The 18,692-nt window shown below is 70.9% G+C and carries 16 protein-coding genes; 12 read left to right on the top strand and 4 right to left on the bottom strand.

Going from position 1 to position 18,692, the window contains the following annotated elements:
• The first annotated feature begins 95 nt into the window (after positions 1-95).
• Complete coding sequence (locus OG254_RS46135; RefSeq protein WP_405593753.1) at positions 96-2,246, top strand: SpoIIE family protein phosphatase; 2,151 nt, start codon at positions 96-98, stop codon at positions 2,244-2,246.
• Between the two features lie 140 nt (positions 2,247-2,386).
• Here the strand turns inward: OG254_RS46135 and OG254_RS46130 are convergent, their stop codons facing one another.
• Complete coding sequence (locus tag OG254_RS46130) at positions 2,387-3,715, bottom strand: S1 family peptidase (RefSeq protein WP_405593752.1); 1,329 nt, start codon at positions 3,713-3,715, stop codon at positions 2,387-2,389.
• 189 nt (positions 3,716-3,904) lie between these two features.
• On the opposite strand from OG254_RS46130, the gene OG254_RS46125 reads away from it, so the two are divergent.
• The 5 genes from OG254_RS46125 to OG254_RS46105 all read left to right on the top strand — a co-directional run bounded on the left by OG254_RS46125 (position 3,905) and on the right by OG254_RS46105 (position 10,997).
• Positions 3,905-4,318 carry a PaaI family thioesterase gene (locus OG254_RS46125; RefSeq protein ID WP_351194887.1) on the top strand — a complete coding sequence of 138 codons (414 nt, stop codon included), beginning with the start codon at positions 3,905-3,907 and terminating at the stop codon, positions 4,316-4,318.
• Between the two features lie 474 nt (positions 4,319-4,792).
• Positions 4,793-5,008 carry a type A2 lantipeptide gene (locus OG254_RS46120; RefSeq protein WP_405593751.1) on the top strand — a complete coding sequence of 72 codons (216 nt, stop codon included), beginning with the start codon at positions 4,793-4,795 and terminating at the stop codon, positions 5,006-5,008.
• Between the two features lie 145 nt (positions 5,009-5,153).
• Entirely contained in the window at positions 5,154-5,960 is an 807-nt protein-coding gene (locus OG254_RS46115; RefSeq protein ID WP_147998401.1) for an HlyD family efflux transporter periplasmic adaptor subunit, read from the top strand.
• Positions 5,957-8,179 (top strand): NHLP family bacteriocin export ABC transporter peptidase/permease/ATPase subunit, encoded by a 2,223-nt coding sequence (locus tag OG254_RS46110; RefSeq protein WP_405593750.1) that lies wholly within the window; start codon positions 5,957-5,959, stop codon positions 8,177-8,179. The genes OG254_RS46115 and OG254_RS46110 overlap by 4 nt, the downstream gene beginning before the upstream one ends.
• 1 nt (position 8,180) lies before the next feature.
• Positions 8,181-10,997: an NHLP bacteriocin export ABC transporter permease/ATPase subunit gene (locus tag OG254_RS46105; protein WP_405593749.1), complete on the top strand. Its 2,817-nt coding sequence runs from the start codon at positions 8,181-8,183 to the stop codon at positions 10,995-10,997.
• A gap of 3 nt (positions 10,998-11,000) precedes the next feature.
• Here the strand turns inward: OG254_RS46105 and OG254_RS46100 are convergent, their stop codons facing one another.
• Both OG254_RS46100 and OG254_RS46095 read right to left on the bottom strand, forming a co-directional pair.
• Positions 11,001-11,531, bottom strand: a complete 531-nt coding sequence (locus OG254_RS46100) for an SRPBCC family protein (protein WP_405593748.1) — start codon at positions 11,529-11,531, stop codon at positions 11,001-11,003.
• Positions 11,532-11,537: 6 nt separating this feature from the next.
• Complete coding sequence (locus tag OG254_RS46095) at positions 11,538-11,903, bottom strand: ArsR/SmtB family transcription factor (RefSeq protein WP_405593747.1); 366 nt, start codon at positions 11,901-11,903, stop codon at positions 11,538-11,540.
• 216 nt (positions 11,904-12,119) lie between these two features.
• On the opposite strand from OG254_RS46095, the gene OG254_RS46090 reads away from it, so the two are divergent.
• Positions 12,120-12,533 (top strand): STAS domain-containing protein, encoded by a 414-nt coding sequence (locus OG254_RS46090; protein ID WP_405593746.1) that lies wholly within the window; start codon positions 12,120-12,122, stop codon positions 12,531-12,533.
• A gap of 148 nt (positions 12,534-12,681) precedes the next feature.
• Here the strand turns inward: OG254_RS46090 and OG254_RS46085 are convergent, their stop codons facing one another.
• Positions 12,682-13,116 carry a protease inhibitor gene (locus tag OG254_RS46085; protein WP_405593744.1) on the bottom strand — a complete coding sequence of 145 codons (435 nt, stop codon included), beginning with the start codon at positions 13,114-13,116 and terminating at the stop codon, positions 12,682-12,684.
• Positions 13,117-13,442: 326 nt separating this feature from the next.
• Between OG254_RS46085 and OG254_RS46080 the strand changes: the two genes are divergently transcribed.
• From OG254_RS46080 to OG254_RS46060, 5 genes are all read left to right on the top strand, one after another.
• Positions 13,443-13,994 (top strand): hypothetical protein, encoded by a 552-nt coding sequence (locus OG254_RS46080; protein ID WP_405593742.1) that lies wholly within the window; start codon positions 13,443-13,445, stop codon positions 13,992-13,994.
• A gap of 194 nt (positions 13,995-14,188) precedes the next feature.
• Positions 14,189-15,763, top strand: coding sequence for a purine-cytosine permease family protein (locus tag OG254_RS46075; protein WP_405593741.1), 1,575 nt, complete (start codon positions 14,189-14,191; stop codon positions 15,761-15,763).
• On the top strand, positions 15,760-16,458 hold the full coding sequence (locus OG254_RS46070) for an alpha/beta fold hydrolase (protein WP_405593740.1): 699 nt from the start codon (positions 15,760-15,762) through the stop codon (positions 16,456-16,458). The genes OG254_RS46075 and OG254_RS46070 overlap by 4 nt, the downstream gene beginning before the upstream one ends.
• A 73-nt stretch (positions 16,459-16,531) precedes the next feature.
• Entirely contained in the window at positions 16,532-17,701 is a 1,170-nt protein-coding gene (locus OG254_RS46065; protein ID WP_405593739.1) for a lactate 2-monooxygenase, read from the top strand.
• Positions 17,698-18,681 carry a 2-hydroxyacid dehydrogenase gene (locus OG254_RS46060; RefSeq protein WP_405593737.1) on the top strand — a complete coding sequence of 328 codons (984 nt, stop codon included), beginning with the start codon at positions 17,698-17,700 and terminating at the stop codon, positions 18,679-18,681. The genes OG254_RS46065 and OG254_RS46060 overlap by 4 nt, the downstream gene beginning before the upstream one ends.
• The last annotated feature ends 11 nt before the right edge of the window (positions 18,682-18,692 follow it).

The following is an 18,692-nucleotide window of genomic DNA, read 5'->3' as shown; positions in this document are numbered from 1 at the left end:
CCCGAGGGGGGCGCGGGATGCCGCTCGCCGTGCGCGGCGCGCCGTCAGGGGGGAGATTTGAGCCCTGGGACCCGTCGCGCGGCTCCGCGGAGGAGGTGGTCGGCGTGTCCGACGGGCAGACGTCCACTCAGGCGCCGGCGGCCGCGAGGACGCGGGTCGGCCGGCCGCTGCTGTCCCTCGCGCTGGCCTCGATGATGGACGAGGTGCACGGGCACTCCGGCGCCGTGTATCTGTTGTCGGCCGACGAACCCGTACTGGAGATGGCGGTGATGGCCGGGCTGCCCAGGGCGTTCGCGGCGCCGTGGGAGCGGGTCGGGCTGAGCGCGCCGATCCCGGTCGCCGAGGCGGTGCGCGAGCGGCGGCTCGTGTGGGTCCCGGGCGAGGAGGACATGGCGGCCCGCTTTCCGCGGATCGCGGTCGTGCTGCCGTATCCGTTCGCGCTGGCCGCGCTGCCCGTGGCCACCGAGACCCGTGCCTACGGCGCGATCTTCGTGACCTGGCCCGGTTCGCATCCCCCGGAGCTGTCGGAGCGCGACCGGGACCATCTGACGGCCGGCTGCCGGCGGCTCGCGGTGCGGCTGGAGCGTGCCATCGAGGCGAGCCGCCCGCCCCTGCCAGAACCCGATCTGGTCGCCGGGTCGCCGCTCGCCGGCGCGCCCGGCCGGTTCGGCACGGTGGAGGCGGCGCGCATGGCGTCGCGGCTCCCGTACGGGCTGTGCTCTCTCGATCTGCACGGCCGGATCGGCTTCGCCAACCCGGCGGCGGCCGAGCTGATCGGCGTCCCCATAAGCCGGCTGCTCGGCAACCAGCTGTGGGCGGCCGTGCCGTGGCTCAATGACCCCGTCTACGAGGACCGCTACCGGGCCGCGCTGCTCAGCCAGCAGACCACGTCGTTCCTGGCGCTGCGCCCGCCCGGCGACTGGCTGTCCTTCCGGATGTATCCGAGCACGACCGGTCTGAGCGTGCGCATCAGCCGGGCACGGGCGGTGGCGGAGATGGCCCGCAGTGGGCCGCAACCCGGGGACGCCCCGTCCCGGCTGGTGACCATCTCCCAGGTGCTGAGCCTGGCCGGCGCGCTGACCGAGGCGGCGAGCGTGCAGGACGTGGTGCAGCTGGTCGCGGACGAGATCGCGCCGGCCGTCGGCAGCCGGGCTCTGGTCGTCCTCGGGTCACGGGCGGGGCGGCTGCACGTGCTCGGTCACCGGGGTTATCCGGATCCGCAGATCGTGGAGCGGTTCGACGGACTGCCGCTGGCCGAGCCGACCCCGGGAGCTCAGGCCCTGGGTACCGGCGTGCCCGCGTTCTTCGAGTCCCAGCACCACCTGGAGCGGCTGTATCCGACGCAGCACTCGGTCCCCGACGGCTTCGGGGCCTGGGCGTATCTGCCGCTCATCGCCTCCGGCCGGCCGGTCGGCACCTGTGTGCTCGCCTACGCCGAACCGCACCCCTTCCCCGCGGACGAGCGCGCGGTCCTGACCAGTCTGGGCGGGCTCATCGCGCAGGCGCTGGAGCGGGCCCAGCTCTACGACACGACGCACCAGCTGGCACACGGTCTGCAGGCCGCGCTGCTCCCCCACTCGCTGCCGTCGCTGCCCGGCATCGAGGCGGCGGCGCGCTATCTGCCCGCCACGCGCGGTATGGAGATCGGCGGCGACTTCTACGACCTGGTGCCGACGGAGCAGGGTCTGGCGGCGGCGGTGATCGGGGACGTGCAGGGCCACAACGTCACGGCGGCCGGGCTGATGGGGCAGATCCGCACCGCCGTACGGGCGTACACGACCGTGGGGCAGGCTCCCGAGGAGGTCATGCGCAGCACCAACCGGCTGCTGATCGACCTCGGCTCCGACCTGTTCGCGAGCTGTCTGTATCTGCGCCTCGATCCGCAGCGGGGGCGGGCGGTGATGGCCCGCGCCGGGCATCCGCCGCCGTTGCTGAGGCGGGCGGACGGGCGGGTGCGGGTGCTCGACCTCGCCGGTGGCCCGCTGCTGGGCATCGACGGCTCACCCGTCTATCCGACGGCGGAGGTCGACCTCACACCAGGGTGTGTGCTCGTCCTCTACACGGACGGCCTGATCGAGTCTCCCGGCGTCGACATCGAGGACGCACTCGCCGCGCTCGGCCATGTGCTGGCGCAGGCCGGGGACCGTCCGCTGGACGAGCTGGCCGATCTGCTCGTGCGGCACAGCGAGTCGGTGCATGAGCGGGCCGACGACGTGGCGCTGCTGTTGTTGCGGGCGCGGGGCTGACGGGCGGTGCGGGCGTGACCGGACGGCCGGCCCCGGAGAACGAAGCGGTCCGGCCCTCCCGCCGGAGGGCCGGACCACGTTCGTCCGCGTCACTCTGAGTGTGCCCGGATCATGTGGATCCGTGCGTCGGTGTCAGGGCGTCAGTTGTTGCCGACGCCGTTGCCGACGATCTCGCCGAGGCCGTTGCCCGTGCCGTCGGCGTTCCCGTTGCCGACCTCTTCACCGGCTCCGGCTTCCTCACCGGCTCCGGCCTCTTCACCCGCACCGGCCTCCTCGCCGGCACCGGCCTCTTCACCGGCGCCCGCTTCGTCGCCCGCACCGGCCTCGTCACCGGCGCCCGCGCCGCCCGCGGCGTCGCCGCCGAGGGTCGCGCCCACCGCCGCCAGGGCCGTGGTCACCGGCTGGAAGAAGGTCTCGCCGCCGGCCGTGCAGTCGCCGCTGCCACCGGAGGTCAGGCCGATCGCCAGCCCGTCCTGGGTGAACAGGGAGCCGCCGCTGTCGCCGGGCTCGGCGCAGACGTCGGTCTGGATGAGCCCGGTGACCGTGCCCTCCGGGTAGTTCACGGTGGCGTCGAGTCCGAGGACCTGACCGTCGTTCAGCCCGGTGGTGCTGCCCATCCGGAGCACCTGGAGACCGACCTCGGCATCCGCGGCCTGGCTGATCGCGACGGTCTGGTCGCCGAGGTTGACCTCGCTCGGGGCCTCGGTCGCCGGGTCGTCGTACTTCACGAGGGCGAAGTCGCCGTCGCCGGGGAAGGTGGCCTGGTCGACGGTGGCGATCGGCTGGCCGCCCTCGGCGTCCGACCACTGCTCGGCCGCGACTCCGCAGTGACCGGCGGTCAGGAAGGCGGGGGTGCCGTCGCCCGCGGTGACGTTGAAGCCCGCGGAGCAGCGCGAGCCGCCGGCGAAGATGGCGTCGCCGCCGGAGAGGAACGTCTTGAAGGTGCCGGCCGACTTCTTGATGGTCGCCATCCCCGAGCCGAGGCTGTCGACGGTCGACTCCAGCGTGTCCCACTTGTCGCCGGTGACGGTGCTGTCGGCGGTGACGAGGATCTTGTTCGTTCTGGGGTCGACCGCCCAGGCCGTGCCCGGGATGGTCGCCTCGGACTTCAGGGTCTGCGCGCCGGACGCGAGCTCGGACAGGCTGTTCTCGACCTCACGGACCTTCGCGCCGGCCTTCTTCGCCTGGACGACCACGTTGTTGTTGTCGCCGGGGATGACGTTGACGACGAGCTGCTGGCTCTCGGCGTCGTAGTACGAACCGGCGAAGGCGTCGCCGAGCATTCCCGCGAGCTGCGAGGCGAGATCCGAGGCGTCCGCGGACTTCAGGGTCTTGGGGGCGGCGGCGTCGTCCGACGCGCCGTCCTGCGAAGCGTTGGCGTTCGGCAGCAGGATCGCGGCCGCTCCGAGCGCCACCACGCTGCCCGCGGCTATCGCGGCCTTGCGCTTCGGGATTCGCTTGTGACTCAAACTTCTCGACCTCCTGGGGGGACGGGGTCTGTGCCGCCGTCTTCGCGGCAGCTGTTCGGGGCGCCTGGTTGGCAATGGGTACGCACGGGCCGGGTGGGGCGTTCAATTCCGTTTGCGGGCAACCGACTCGGGCCACCTATCCGGCCAGGCAACGCGTCCACGGGGCCGGCGGCGGGAACAATCCCCCATATGACGATGACCACCGCCGAAGCCGACAAGATCCTCTCCGCCAACTTCGCCCCCTGGGTACTCCAGCTCGGGCTGCGGGTCGAGACGGTGCAGGACGACCGCGCGATCCTGCGAATGCCCTGGTCGGAAGGGCTGGCCCGGGAGGGCGGCGCACTGTCGGGGCAGGCGCTGATGGCCGCCGCCGACACCGCGACCGTGATCGCCGTGTCGGCGGCGCGCGGGGCCTACGGGCCGATGACGACGGTGCAGCAGTCGACGTCGTTCCAGCGCGCGGTGATCGGTTCGGATGTCCTGATCGAGGCGGTCGTCACCAAGCTGGGCCGCCGGATGGCGTTCGCCGACATCTCGATGACGGACGAGAGTTCGGGGGAGATCGCGGCCCGTGCGAGCACGGTGTATGCCCTTCTGGGCTGACACGATCTGCCACCGATCAGTAACGGTTGGTTGAGAATCCCGAGCGGAATCTTGGCTTCAGGGAATCTGCACATTCAATACTCAACCAAGTCACCGGGCGCCGAGGTTCTGCACAAGGGGGCTACCGCCGGTCACCCCCTTGCGGCGGGAGTGTCGGATTCGCCACCGCATCGGCATGCGCTTTCCAAGCGGTGGCAACAGCCCGTCCGAGCCGATGCTGTGACGCATGTGAAGAAGTCGCCGACAAGGCGTGCCCTCGTCTGCACGGATCGAGGCCTGTGGGACTCAAGTGCCCTGGTGAGGCCTACGTTTGATTGGAAGGCCGCACCCGCAGCGTGCTTTGATCCATCGCACCGCAGGAGCCACGAACGGTTCCCGGAAACGGGCGCCGGGCGCCAGCGGTCGCGGCCGTCATCTGTCCCCAGAGGGGCCGCTCCCCCTTGTGAAATACCCATTAGGAAGGGAAGTTCCATCATGAACTCCACCCCCCAGGTTGCGACCGTCGAGATCTCCGACGCCGAGCTCGACAACGTCTCCGGCGGCCTGCAGGTCAACGCCGTGAACGGTGCCCTCGACGCCGTCAACGGCATCGCCCCGGTTTCCGGCCTGGTCGACACGGTCGTCGGCACCGTGGAGGGTGTTACCGGCCTGAGCACCGCCCCGGTCACGGGCCTGGTCGCCGGTCTCTGATCGCACCTTTTACAACCGCTGAGTCCCGGAGCCGTTCCCCGGTTCCGGGGCTCTTCGGGTGCCGCAGAACAAGCAGGCACCGCCACGCACCACGACCGGCCCACGTGCGCCGGTCTCCGCTCATCATCAGGTGAGGGAAAGTTCCGTGCAGTTCCGCCAACAGGCCCTCGCCAAGCTCCAGTCACCGGAGGAGCTCGACCTTCCGGTGCGCTTCGCCCGCCCCCAGGGCTGGCTGGTCCTCTCCGTGACGGTGGTCGTCATGGCCGCCGCGTCCGTGTGGGCGGTGACCGGTTCGGTGACCTCCACGGTCGGCGCGCCCGCCATCCTCACCCACGGCCAGGGCAGCTACATCCTGCAGAGCCCGGTCGCCGGGCAGGTCACCGCGGTCCTGGCCAAGCAGGGCCAGCAGCTGCCGGCCAACTCCCCCGTGTTGAAGGTCCGTACCGCCGAGGGCGAGTCGGTCGTGCGCACGGTCGCCGCGGGCCGGGTCACCGGGCTCGCCGCCACCATCGGGCAGATCATCTCCACCGGCGCGAATGTCGCCGCCGTGGAGAAGGTCGCCCACACCAAGGACCCCCTGTACGCGACGGTGTACGTCCCCGCCGAGAACGCCGCGTCCATCCCCGACAAGGCCGCCGTGGACCTCACCGTCTCCTCCGTGCCCACGCAGGAGTACGGCGTGCTGCGCGGCCATGTGAAGTCGGTGGACCGCTCCGCGCAGTCGGCGCAGCAGATCGCGGCGTTCCTCGGCGACAGCCAGCTGGGTGAGCAGTTCACCAAGGACGGCAGGCCGGTCGCGGTGCTGGTGAAGCTGGACCGCAGGGCGAGCACCAAGAGCGGCTACAAGTGGTCGTCCGCGGACGGACCGCCGTTCTCGCTCACCTCCATGACCGTGGCCGACGCCTCGATCCGGCTGGCCGACGAGCGACCCGTCGATTGGCTGCTGCCGTGAGCGCCGCGGAGCAGACGCGCAGCAGGCGCCGCGCCGCCCCGCCGAAGCGCCCCGTGCCCAAGGGCCGGGCGAAGACCGTCCGCACGCCCACCGTCCTGCAGATGGAGGCCGTGGAGTGCGGCGCCGCCTCCCTCGCGATGGTGCTCGGCCACTACGGCCGCCATGTCCCGCTGGAGGAGCTGCGCATCGCGTGCGGTGTCTCCCGCGACGGCTCACGCGCCAGCAACCTGCTGAAGGCGGCGCGCAGCTACGGCCTGACGGCCAAGGGCATACAGATGGACACGGCGGCCCTCGCCGAGGTGAAGACGCCGGCCGTCCTGTTCTGGGAGTTCAACCACTACGTCGTCTACGACGGCATGGGCCGCCGCTTCGGCCGCCGGGGCGTCTACATCAACGACCCCGCCAAGGGCCGCCGTTTCGTGCCCATGGAGGACTTCGACGGCAGCTTCACCGGCGTCGTCCTGGTCATGGAGCCCGGCGACGACTTCGCCAAGGGCGGGCGCAAGCCGGGCGTGCTCGGCGCGATGCCCGCCCGCCTGCGCGGCACCGCCGGCACAATGCCCGCCGCCGTCCTGGCGAGCCTGCTGCTGGTGGTGGTCGGCGCCGCGGTGCCCGCGCTGAGCCGCACCTACATCGACATGTTCCTCATCGGCGGCCAGACCTCCCTGCTGGGCGTGCTGTTCGCGTCGATGGGGACCTGCGTCGCGCTCACCGTGGTGCTGACCTGGCTGCAGCAGGCGAACCTGCTGCGCGGCCGCATCATCTCCTCCACCCTGTCCAGCGCCCGCTTCCTGCGCCATCTGCTGCGGCTGCCGGTGACGTTCTTCTCCCAGCGCAGCCCGGCCGACCTGGTGCAGCGCCTCCAGTCGAACGACGCCGTCGCCGAGACGCTGGCCCGCGACCTCGCGGCGGCGGGCGTGGACGCGGTGGTCGTCGTCCTGTACGCGCTCCTCCTCTACACCTACGACCCGCAGCTCACGTTCGTCGGCATCGGCGTCGCCCTGCTGAACGTCGTCGCGATGCGCGTCGTCATCCGCCTGCGCGCGACGCGCACCGCGAAGCTGCGCGCGGACAACGCCCGGCTCACCAACACCGCCTACACCGGCCTTCAACTGATCGAGACGATGAAGGCGACGGGCGGTGAGGACGGCTACTTCCGCAAGTGGGCCGGCCAGCACGCCACCACGCTGGAGGAACAGCAGCGGCTCGGCGTGCCGAGCGCCTGGCTGGGCGTGGTCGCCCCGACGCTCGCCTCGCTGAACAGCGCGCTGATCCTCTGGATCGGCGGCATGCGCGCGGTCGAAGGGGGCATATCCGTCGGCCTGCTGGTCGCCTTCCAGGCCCTGGTCACCCGCTTCACCGCCCCGATCACCCGCCTGAACGGCGTCGCGGGCCGCATCCAGGACTTCGCCGCCGACGTGGCCCGCCTCAAGGACGTGGAGAACTTCGAGGCGGACCCGCTGTACGGCCGTCCCGGCACCGGCGAGTCGACGCGCCGGCTGCAGGGCCACGTCGAACTGCAGAACATCACCTTCGGCTACAGCCCCCTCGACAAGCCCCTGCTCACCGGCTTCGACCTCACGGTCGGCCCGGGCCAACAGGTCGCCCTGGTCGGCGGCTCCGGCAGCGGCAAGTCCACGGTCTCCCGCCTCATATCGGGCCTTTACACCCCGTGGGAGGGCGTCATCCGCATCGACGACCAGCGCATCGAGGACATCCCGCGCGGCGCGCTCGCGGCCTCCGTCTCCTTCGTCGACCAGGAGGTGTTCCTCTTCGAGGGCACCGTCCGCGACAACGTGGCGCTGTGGGACCCTTCGATCCCGGACGACGCGGTGGTGGACGCGCTGCGCGACGCGGCCCTGTACGACATGGTCATGCGCCGCCCGGGCGGCATCAACAGCAAGGTCGAGCAGGACGGCCGCAACTTCTCCGGCGGGCAGCGCCAGCGCCTGGAGATCGCACGCGCGCTGGTGCGTCGCCCCAGCATCCTGGTCCTGGACGAGGTGACGAGCGCGCTGGACGCCGAGACCGAGCAGGTCGTGATGGACAACCTGCGCAAGCGCGGCTGTGCCTGCGTGGTGATCGCGCACCGGCTCAGCACCGTGCGCGACAGCGACGAGATCGTCGTACTCCAGCACGGCACGATCGTCGAACGCGGGCGGCACGAGGAGCTGGTGGGGCGCGGCGGCGCGTACGCGGCACTGGTCAAGGAGCGGTGAGATGACTGCCGTCCACGAGGGTGACCTCGTCCTCGACGCGCTCGGCCAGATGGGCACGCGCCTCGACTACGCCGGGTTCAACCGCATCGACCTCGAAGGCCCCCAGGTGCTGTGGCTGGTCGCGTCCGGCGCGGTCGACCTGTTCGCGGTCGACGCCGGCCAGCAGGGGCACTGGCACCACCTCGGCCGCCTGGAGGCGGGCTCGCTGCTGCTCGGCCCGGTCCCGGGACCGCAGCACACGCTGGTGGCCCGCCCGCTCAGGGACTGCGTCGTGCACCGCATCGGGCTGCGCGAGCTGTACCAGCCCGCCAACACCCAGACCTGGTCGTACGACGAGTACGGCAACCCGCAGTACGTCCCACCGCAGACGAGCCCGCTGGAGTACGCCCTCGCGCTCGGCGTCGGCCGCAGCCTCACCATCCTCTTCCAGGCACCCATGGCCACCGAACGGGCCGCCGAGGTCACCGACGACGACGTCTTCTGGATGCAGGTGCCGCCGGGCAGCGTGCAGTACGGCTCGCTGTACGGCGCGGAGGCGGCCGCCGACCTGCTGATGGACCCGGCGGTCTGGCAGTCCATGGTCGACCAGCAGTACCGCCTGCTGACCACCCTGGACCGCTGGATCGAGCAGCTGGAGCGCACCCACGAGACGCGCACCGCGGAGGGCATCAAGGCCGGCGAGGCGGTACGCGCTCAGGCCGACCGGACCCTGCTGGCGTCCATCGGCAAACGCAGCGACAAGCGGACGACGGCCGCCGACGCGGACGCCAGCTACGCCGCCTGCAAGCTGGTCGCCCAGGCGGCCGGGATCACCTTGTCCGAGCCGGCGCAGAGCGGCACGGAGAGCGACCGGCTCGACCCGGTCGAGCGCGTCGCCATCGCCTCGCGGGTACGCACCCGGGCCGTACGGCTGGACGGACGGTGGTGGCGGGACAACGTGGGACCGCTGGTGGGCCACCGGGCGCTGTCGGGCGCGCCGGTGGCGCTGCTGTGGCGGCGCGGCGGCTATGTCGCCGTCCATCCGGCGACCGGCCGGGAGACGCCGATCGAGAAAGCCAACGCGGAGGAGTTCGAGCCGCGCGCGGTGATGTTCTACCGCCCGCTGCCCGACCGCTCGTTGAGCCCTGTGAGGTTGCTGCGGTTCAGCATGCAGGGCACGGGCGGTGACCTCACGAACCTCCTGATCAGCGGCCTGGTGACGGTGGCGATCGGTGCTCTGGTGCCGATCGCGACCGGCAAGGTGCTCGGCGAGTTCGTGCCGAAGGCGCAGACCGGGCTGATCGTGCAGTTCTGTCTGGCCGTGATGATCAGCAGTGTCGTGGCCGCGGCGTTCATGCTGCTGCAGAACCTGACGATCCTGCGCCTGGAGGGCCGTATCGAGGCGACGCTGCAACCGGCCCTGTGGGACCGGCTGCTCAGGCTGCCCACGAAATTCTTCACCCAGCGCTCGACGGGTGAGCTGGCCAGCCAGGCCATGGGCATCAGCGCGATCCGCCGGCTGATGGCCGGAGTCGGCCCTGTCGTCGCCTCGTCCCTGACGGTGGGCGGGATGAATCTGGCGCTGCTGTTCTGGTACAGCGTGCCGATGGCGCTGGCGGCGATCGGCATGCTGGTCGTGATCGCCGCCGTGTTCCTGGGCCTGGGGCTGTGGCAGGTGCGCTGGCAGCGGCGGCTGGTGGTGCTGAACAACAAGCTCAACAACCAGGCGTTCCAGACGCTGCGGGGCCTGCCGAAGCTGCGGGTCGCGGCCGCCGAGAACTACGCCTACGCGGCCTGGGCGTCGCAGTTCGCGCACAGCCGTGAGCTCCAGCAGAAGGTGGGGCGGATCAAGAACCTCACCACGGTGATGGGCGCGGTGTATCTCCCGCTGTGCACGCTGCTGATGTTCATGCTGCTCGCGGGACCGGCGCGCGGGTCGATGTCAGCGGCCGCGTTCCTCACCTTCAGCACCTCGGTGACGATGCTGCTGACCTCGGTCACCCAGCTGACCGGCGCGTTCGTGTCGGCGGTCGCCGCGCTGCCGCTGTTCGAGGAGATCAAGCCGGTGCTGGATGCCACGCCGGAGGTGCGTACGGCGAGCACCCGGCCGGGCCCGCTGACCGGTTCGATCGAGGCGCGCCGCCTGTCCTTCCGGTACTCCGACGACGGTCCCCTGGTCCTGGACGACGTGTCCTTCGACATCCGGCCGGGCGAGTTCGTGGCGATCGTCGGCCCCAGCGGCTGCGGCAAGTCGACGCTGCTGAGGCTGCTGATCGGCTTCGACAAGCCGGTCTCGGGCAGTGTGCTCTACGACGGGCAGGACCTGGCGGCGCTCGACCAGTCGGCCGTGCGCCGTCAGTGCGGGGTGGTGCTCCAGCACGCCCAGCCGTTCACCGGATCCATCCTGGACGTCATCTGCGGCACCGAGCCGTACACGCCGGAAGAGGCGATGGCGGCGGCCGAGATGGCGGGGCTCGCCGAGGACATCAAGCGGATGCCGATGGGGTTGCACACCATCGTGTCGGGCAGCGGCGCGATCTCCGGCGGGCAGCGCCAGCGCCTGATGATCGCCCAGGCGCTGATCCGCCGGCCGCGCATCCTCTTCTTCGACGAGGCGACCAGCGCCCTCGACAACGAGACGCAGCGCACGGTCATCGAGTCCACGAAGGCCCTCAACGCCACCCGCATCGTCATCGCGCACCGCCTGTCCACGGTGCTGGACGCCGACCGCGTCATCGTGATGGAGGACGGCAAGGTCGCCCAGCAGGGCCCGCCCGCGCAGCTGCTCGCGGACACGAGCGGGCGACTGCACGAGCTGGTGCGACGCCAGATGGCCTGACCGTCACGCGTCCACGCCCGGGATGGCGGCACCGGAGGGGAATCCGGCGGCGACATAACCGTCGTAGAGCCCCTTCCAGGGCGCCTCGGCTCCGGCGTGCGGCACCTCGAAGCGCTCCCCGCGCGCGTACGCGTCGAGGGCGGTCAGGCACACCTCCCAGCCGGCGCCGTTGCGCGCGGCGGTGTTCTCGGCGACGAGGACGTTGGTGAGCGTGAAGCGGGTGCGCCCCTCGTCCAACGCCTCCAGGTCGAAGTGCAGCTCGTCGCCGCCCCACTCGAAGGACAGGCGGCGGGGCTCGTCGACGGCGATGACGCGGCCCGTGGAGTCCTCCATGTTCGGGTCGCCGCCGAACGTGATCGTGCCGCCGGGGCGCAGTTCGATCTCGGCGCGCGACGGGAACCAGTGGGCCAGTTCGTCGACGTCGGTCACGAACCGCCAGACGCGCTCGACGGGATGGTCGTAGGTGCGGCTGAAACGGACGGCCGGGCGGCCGTCGTCGAGGGTCAGATAGGTGCCGGTGAGGTCGGCGGTCATGGTGGATCAGTCCTTCGTGGTGGGTCCCTCGGGGTCGTACGAGGTGTCGTCCGGCGTCTGCCGTGTCTCGTCGAGACGGCGGCCCAGGGCGTCCAGGCTGCGGTTCCAGAGCGTTCGGTATGGGGCCAGCCATGCGTCGAGTGCGGCGATCGGGGCGGGATCGAGGGCGTAGACACGGCGCTGCGCGTCCTGCCGCACCCGCACCAGGCCGGCCTCCCGCAGCACTTTCAGATGCTTCGAGGTGCTCGGCTGGCTCAGCCCGCATGCCTCCACGATCTCCCCGACGGACCGCGGCCGCTCGAGGAGCAGCGCGACGATGGCCCGTCGGTGGGGATCGGAGAGGGCGCTCCAGAGGGAGGCGTCGTCGGACATGAGTCCAATATGCCTCGACGGTTATATTCTCGTCAAGGAATACGAGGTCGGAGGCGTTGACCGGGGAGGCGTTGAGGCGTCGAGGCGTCAAGCCTTGGAGGGCGAAATTCACCAGGTCGAGTGAACTAGATCTTGCGCAGGGCGCCGCAGGGATGCTCAGCCCCGCCCCCGGGTAACAACCCGGATCGAATGCGCCCCTGCCGAGGTGGAGCGGACATGACGCCGGACGCCGACGACCGCGCCCCGTATCCGACCGAGGACCTGGCCGTGGACCCCATGGGCTCCAAGCCGCCCCCGGCGAATCCCCATGCCCGCACCCGCATATGCGGTCCGTTCACGGTGGTCGAGGTCATGGGCGAGATCGATCTGGCGACGGAGGCGCTCCTCGCCGAGCATCTGAACGCAGCGGCCACCGGGCCGGGGGCGGACGTGCTGGTCGACCTGCGGCGGGTGGCCTTCTTCGACTGCTCGGGGCTGCGCGTGCTGTGCCGGGCCGAGACTCGGACCAGGGAACACGGTGGTCGCCTGCGCGTCGTCTCGGACGCGCCGCGGATACTGCGACTGTTGCGCGGCGCGGGTCTGCTGGGCCGCTTCCCTCTCCTCCCCGGGATCCCCGGGGAGGACATGTGACGAGGCAGTGTCACGAGGTGTCGACCGGGCGGCCCCACTCCGCCCGGCCGACCCCCGATACGAGATCGCAGGGGCCCCCTCGGCACAGCTCACACTCCCCATCCGCGAGCCTGCGCCGAACTGCACGGGGACCATGCGATCCCGGTCCCTAGAACGCGAAGAGGCTCGCCCCGTAGGAGCTCTTCACGCACTCGTTCGCAAAGGTGCGCTCATAGGAGACGCGCTTGCCCTGCCAGACCCCGTCGACCGTGACGACCACCGGGTCGTACTGCTTGGTACACAGCGCGCCCTCTCTGGCTCTCAAGGCGTCGAAGTCCCCGTTCACCCCGCGCAGTTCGGCGCAGGCCGAGCCGGACGCGGGGTGCGTGCCCGAGGCCGTCGGGGCGCAGCTCAGGGTGACCGCGCGGGCCGGCGAGGACAGGGTGGCGCTGTCGCCGTAGCCCACGGTGAGCACCAGGGCCGAGGGGGCGTAGAGAGAGGCGGGGGCGGCGTCCGGGGTGGCGAGGGCGGATCCGGTGAGGGGTCCGCAGACGGCGGTGGCCGTGAGGCCGAGGGTCGCTGCCCAGCGCGCGGTGTTCCGCATTGTGTGCATCCTTCCGCTCGAAATTGAGGGTGTGTCGGCTCCGGCGCGATCGGTGCCGGAGCGACGAGCGGGAGTCTGCCGAGTCCTGCTCCGAAACTCACATCGACACCACCGGTTTCAGTAACCTTGCGTATTGAATCAGTGGCGTGAAGTAACGGAGTTCGAACGTTCCAACGCCGAAACTTGGCGCCTCTTGATCGTTCCAAGTGGCCAAATGGCTGGTTTTCACCTGCTGATTAATAGGCCTGAAACATTCCGGTTCTGCCCTCGGCTGACACGCCCTCGACGCCCTTGCGTTTGCGAATCGGCGGAGTAATGGTGATTACATGATTACCACCGAGCAACGAGAGAAGCTGCGCGGCTGGTTCGCCGGCCGCCTGCCCGACGACCTCTTCGATGAGCTGATCGAGGTCACGGTCGACCGCGAGGAGATCACGGTGATCGGTCGCATCCCCGCACCCCAGCTGGCCAAGGGCGCCTCGGCCACGGAGCGGGAGGCGGCCGTGGAGGGCCGGATCCAGGAGTTCCGGGAGCGAACGCGCGAAGCCCGGATCGAGGTGGCGCGGGAGGCGGAGCGCCGGTTCGGCAGGAAGGTGTCCTGGGGTGTGGAGTGCGGCGACGAGCGCGCCCTGTTCACCCATGTCGCCGCGCCCGTGATGACCCGGCTGCGGCAGCCCGAGCGCGCGGTCCTCGACACCCTGATCGCCGCCGGCGTCGCCCGCAGCCGCAGCGAGGCCCTCGCCTGGTGCGTACGGCTGGTCCAGCGGCACACGGACGACTGGCTGACCGAACTGCGCGAGTCCCTGGAGAACGTCCATCGGGTGCGAGCCCAGGGCCCGGACGCCGAGCCGGAGGACGGTACCGCGGACACCGAGTGATGGAGGTTTCGTCCACTCACGGCACCGAAGATGGATGAACCGTCCTCTGGTGCGGATCTTGCACACGGCCTTACCGTCTGCTGATCCCCGAGAGGACGGCATCCGCGCTGCCCGCACACCCCAGCGGCAGGCACCGGCCTTCGCCCCCGCCGCGCCACAACGCGCTCCACCGCCCCGCCCCCGCTGGAGCCCCCGTGTCCCCTCAGCCCGAACTGCCCTCCCCCGCTCCCTCCTTGACGGAGGTCGAGTCCCACGGCGTCGACCGCATCCCCGACGCCGAGCGCACCGCGACCCCGCTGGATCTGTTCCGTCTCGCCTTCGGCGGCGCCAACACCTTCTCCACCTGTGTCCTCGGGGCCTTCCCGATCCTGTTCGGCCTCTCCTTCTGGCAGGGCCTCGCGGCCACGCTGCTCGGAGTCGTGGCGGGCGCTCTGATCCTGTGTCCGATGGCCGTGTTCGGACCGGTCAACGGCACCAACAACGCCGTCTCCTCCTCCGCGCACCTCGGCGTGCACGGCCGTGTCGTCGGCTCGTTCCTGTCGCTGCTGACGGCCGTCGCGTTCTTCTCGATCTCGGTGTGGAGCTCCGGCGACGCCCTGGTCGGCGGCGCGCACCGGCTGTTCGGCCTGGATCGGGGCAACCTGTCGTACGTCGTCGCGTACGCCCTGTTCGCGGGACTGGTCCTCGCGGTGTGCGTGTACGGCTTTCGCTTCATGCTGTTCGTCAACAAGGTCGCCGTGCCCTCGGCGAGCGTGCTGTTCCTGATCGGCGTGATCGCCTTCGCCGGGGACTTCGACCCGTCGTACGCGGGCGTGTTCACGGACTCCGCGGACGCGGCGACGCAGTCGCTGTTCTGGCCGTCGTTCATCGGCGCGGCGCTGATCGTGCTGTCCAACCCCGTCTCGTTCGGGGCGTTCCTCGGCGACTGGTCGCGCTACATCCCGGCGTCCGCCCCGCGCCGCAAGGTGATCGGTGCCGCGTTCCTGTCGCAGATCGCGACGCTGCTGCCGTTCGTCTTCGGGCTCGCGACCGCGAGCATCATCGCCACGAAGGTCCCCGAGTACGTCGATCCGGCGGCGCCCGACTTCGTCGGCGGGCTGTTGGCGATCTCACCGGGCTGGTACTTCCTGCCGGTGTGTCTGCTGGCGCTGATCGGCGGCATGGCGACGGGCACGACCGCGCTGTACGGCACCGGCCTCGACTTCTCGTCGGTCTTCCCGCGGCTCACGCGGGTGCAGGCGACCCTCATGGTCGGCGCGCTGTCGGTCGCGTTCATCTTCGTCGGGCGCTTCGCGCTCGACCTGGTGCAGTCGATCTCGACGTTCGCCACCATGATCATCACCTGCACCACACCGTGGATGGTCGTGATGATGCTCGGCTACTGGACCCGGCGCGGCTGGTACGACCCCGACGCCCTCCAGGTCTTCAACCGACGCCAGCGCGGCGGCCGTTACTGGTTCGCGCACGGCTGGAACTGGCGGGGCATGACCGCCTGGTGGGTGGCCGCGGTGGTCGGCGTGCTGTTCACCAACATCCCCGGCCAGTTCGTCGGCCCGCTGGGCGATCTGGCGAACGGGGTGGACATCGGCCTGCCGCTGTCGCTGGTCGTCGCGGCCGTACTGTTCCTGGGGCTACTGCGGGCGTTCCCCGAGCCGAGGGCCGTGTACGGGCCCGAGGGAGCGCGGCTGGCCCGGACCGTCGAGGTGCCGGTGCCGCCGATCACCGAGCGGGAGCCATTGTCAGTGCCGTCGGCTACGTTGCGGGCATGACCAACTTCGTACTGGTGGCAGGTGCTTGGCTCGGGGCGTGGGCATGGGACGAGGTGGCGGCCGATCTGCGAGTTGCCGGACACGGCGTCCATCCCCTCACCCTGTCCGGCCTCGCCGAAAAGCAGGGAGTGCCGGCACCCGGACAGCAGACACACGTCCAGGACATCGTCGACGAGGTCGAGCGCCTCGATCTGCGGGATGTCGTCCTGGTCGGGCACAGTTACTCCGGTGTGCCGGTCGGGCAGGCCACCGTCCGGATCGGGGACCGGCTGCGGCGTGTCGTGCTGGTGGACGCCAATGTCGCCGTGGACGGGGACTCGTTCCTCTCGGGCTGGCCGAGCGACGAGGTGCGGGCGGCGATCGTGAAGAACGGCGGCTCGTGGCCGCCGCTCACCGCGGCCGACTGCGCGGGCCAGGGACTGACGGACGAGCAGATCGCCCGTTTCATCGACGGCTCGACCCCGCACCCGGGCGCCACGCTGACCGAACCGGCGGTCATGCCCCGCCCGTTGAGCGAGGTCCCGGGCACCTACGTCAAGTGCCTCCTCGACGGCGAGGAACCCTGGGGCGCCGCAGCCGAACTCCTCAAGAGCGACCGCTGGGAGTTGGTGAACATGGACACCGGCCACTGGCCGATGTTCTCCCGGCCGCACGATCTGGCCCGCATCCTGCACGAGTCGGCGACCGCCCCCTGATCCTCTCGCACCCCTACCGGTCGGTATGGTCTGCGTACAGCGCGTTCTCAGTGACGAGAGGCGGGGCGTACGCATGGGCAAGCACTGGGCGGACTTCCAGTACGAGATCTATCTGAACGGGATGTCGGGAGCCGTACCCCGGCTGCCCACCGATCTGACGCGGCTGGAGGAGCTGACCGAGCGGCGCCTCGGCCCCGGCCCGGTCGGCTATGTGGCGGGTAGCGCGGGCAACGGCAGCACCGCACGCGCCAACCGCACGGCCCTCGGGCGACGCAGGATCGTGCCGCGCATGCTGCGGGACGTGCACGAGCGGGATCTGTCCGTCGAGGTGCTGGCCCGCGCCCTGCCCGCGCCGATCGCTCTGGCGCCGATAGGCGTGCTGTCGATCATGCACCCGGACGCGGAGTGCGCGGCAGCCCGGGCCGCCGCCGCGCAGGGCGTGCCGTTCACCCTGTCCTCGGCGTCCAGCACCCCCATGGAACAGGTCGCTGAGGCCATGGGGGACGCCGAGCGCTGGTTCCAGCTGTACTGGCCGAAGGACCCCGAGGTGGCCCGGAGCTTCCTGAGCCGGGCGAAGGCGGCCGGGTTCAGCGCGCTCGTCGTCACGCTGGACACGCCGATGCTGGCCTGGCGCCCGCGCGACCTCGACCAGGCGTACCTGCCGTTCCTGCACGGCGTCGGCACCGCCAACTACTTCTCCGACCCCGCCTTCCAAGCCGGCCTGGCCAAGCCGGTGCACGAGGATCCGAACGCGGCCGTCATGCACTTCGTCGGCATGTTCTCCGACCCCGCCAAGACCTGGCCGGACCTGGCGTTCCTGCGGGAGAACTGGGACGGCCCGATCGTCCTGAAGGGCATCCTGCACCCGGACGACGCGCGTGCTGCCGCTGACGCCGGGATGGACGGTGTGGTCGTCTCCAACCACGGCGGCCGCCAGGTCGCCGGCTCCGTCGGCGCGGCAGACGCCCTGCCCCGGGTCGTGGAGGCGGTCGGCGACCGGCTGACGGTGCTGTTCGACAGCGGCATCCGCACCGGCGACGACATCTTCAAGGCGCTCGCCCTCGGCGCGAAGGCGGTGCTCGTCGGACGGCCGTACGCCTACGGGCTCGGCCTCGACGGACAGGCGGGCGTCGAGCACGTCATCCGCTGTCTGCTCGCCGAACTCGACCTCACCCTCGCCCTGTCCGGGCACGCGGGACCCGCCACGATCGGCCCCGCCGACCTCATCGAGGAATCCGCATGACCGCCCCGAAGAACGTCCTCGCCGTCATCTCGCCCCACGTGGGCGGCCGTGCCATCGGCGCCGGCCTCGCCACGCTCTTCCCCGAGGACGCCAACGTCACCGTCGTGGAGGCGGCCGACGAGGACCGGGCCGCGCTCGGCTCCGCGCACGTCATCATCACCGCACTCTCCCCGGTGACCGCCGAACACCTCGCCTGCGCACCTCAGTTGCGGATGGTGCAGTGCGCGAGCCACGGCTTCGACTACGTCGACGTGGACGCGGCACGCGAGCGTGCGGTGAGCGTGTGCAACATCGGCTCCAGCGGCGCCGAGGCGCAGAACGTGGCCGAGCAGACCTTCGCCCTGATGCTCGCGCTCGCCAAGCAGCTGATCCCCGCCCACACCGCGCTCGCCGACGCCGACTGGGCACTCCCCCGGCTCCAGAACTCGCTGACGGAACTGTGCGGCAAGACGCTCGGCATCGTGGGCCTGGGCCAGATCGGACGGGAAGTCGCCCGGCGTGCGGTCGCGTTCGACATGAACGTCGTCTACGCGGGCCGCCGCCGCCTGCCACCGGAGACGGAGGCCGAGTTCGGCGATGCCCGTCACGTCCCGCTCGACGAACTCCTGAGCACCGCCGACTACGTCTCGCTGCACACCCCGCTCACCGACGAGACCCGGCACCTGCTGAACACCGAGCGGCTGGCTCTGCTCAAGCCGACGGCGTTCGTGATCAACACCGCGCGGGGCGCCCTCATCGACCAGGACGCCCTCGCCGACGCACTGGAGAAGGGCGCCCTGGCCGGGGCGGGCATCGACGTCTTCGACCCCGAACCGCCCACCCCGGCCCTGCGCCTGCTGCGCGCCCCGAACGTGGTGCTCTCCCCGCACGTCGGCGGCGTCACCCGCGAGACCCTGGTCCGAATCGCCCTCGCCGCCGTGCAGAACGTGACGGACTTCCTCGCGGGCGGGGCGCCGCAGGATGTCGTGAACCAGGCCTGACCCGATCGGGC

Origin of the sequence: Streptomyces sp. NBC_01092 (genome assembly GCF_045039535.1) — a bacterium.
Classification (GTDB): domain Bacteria; phylum Actinomycetota; class Actinomycetes; order Streptomycetales; family Streptomycetaceae; genus Streptomyces.
The sequence above is the reverse complement of the archived record's forward strand: the minus strand, read 5'-3'. Positions and strand labels throughout refer to the sequence as shown.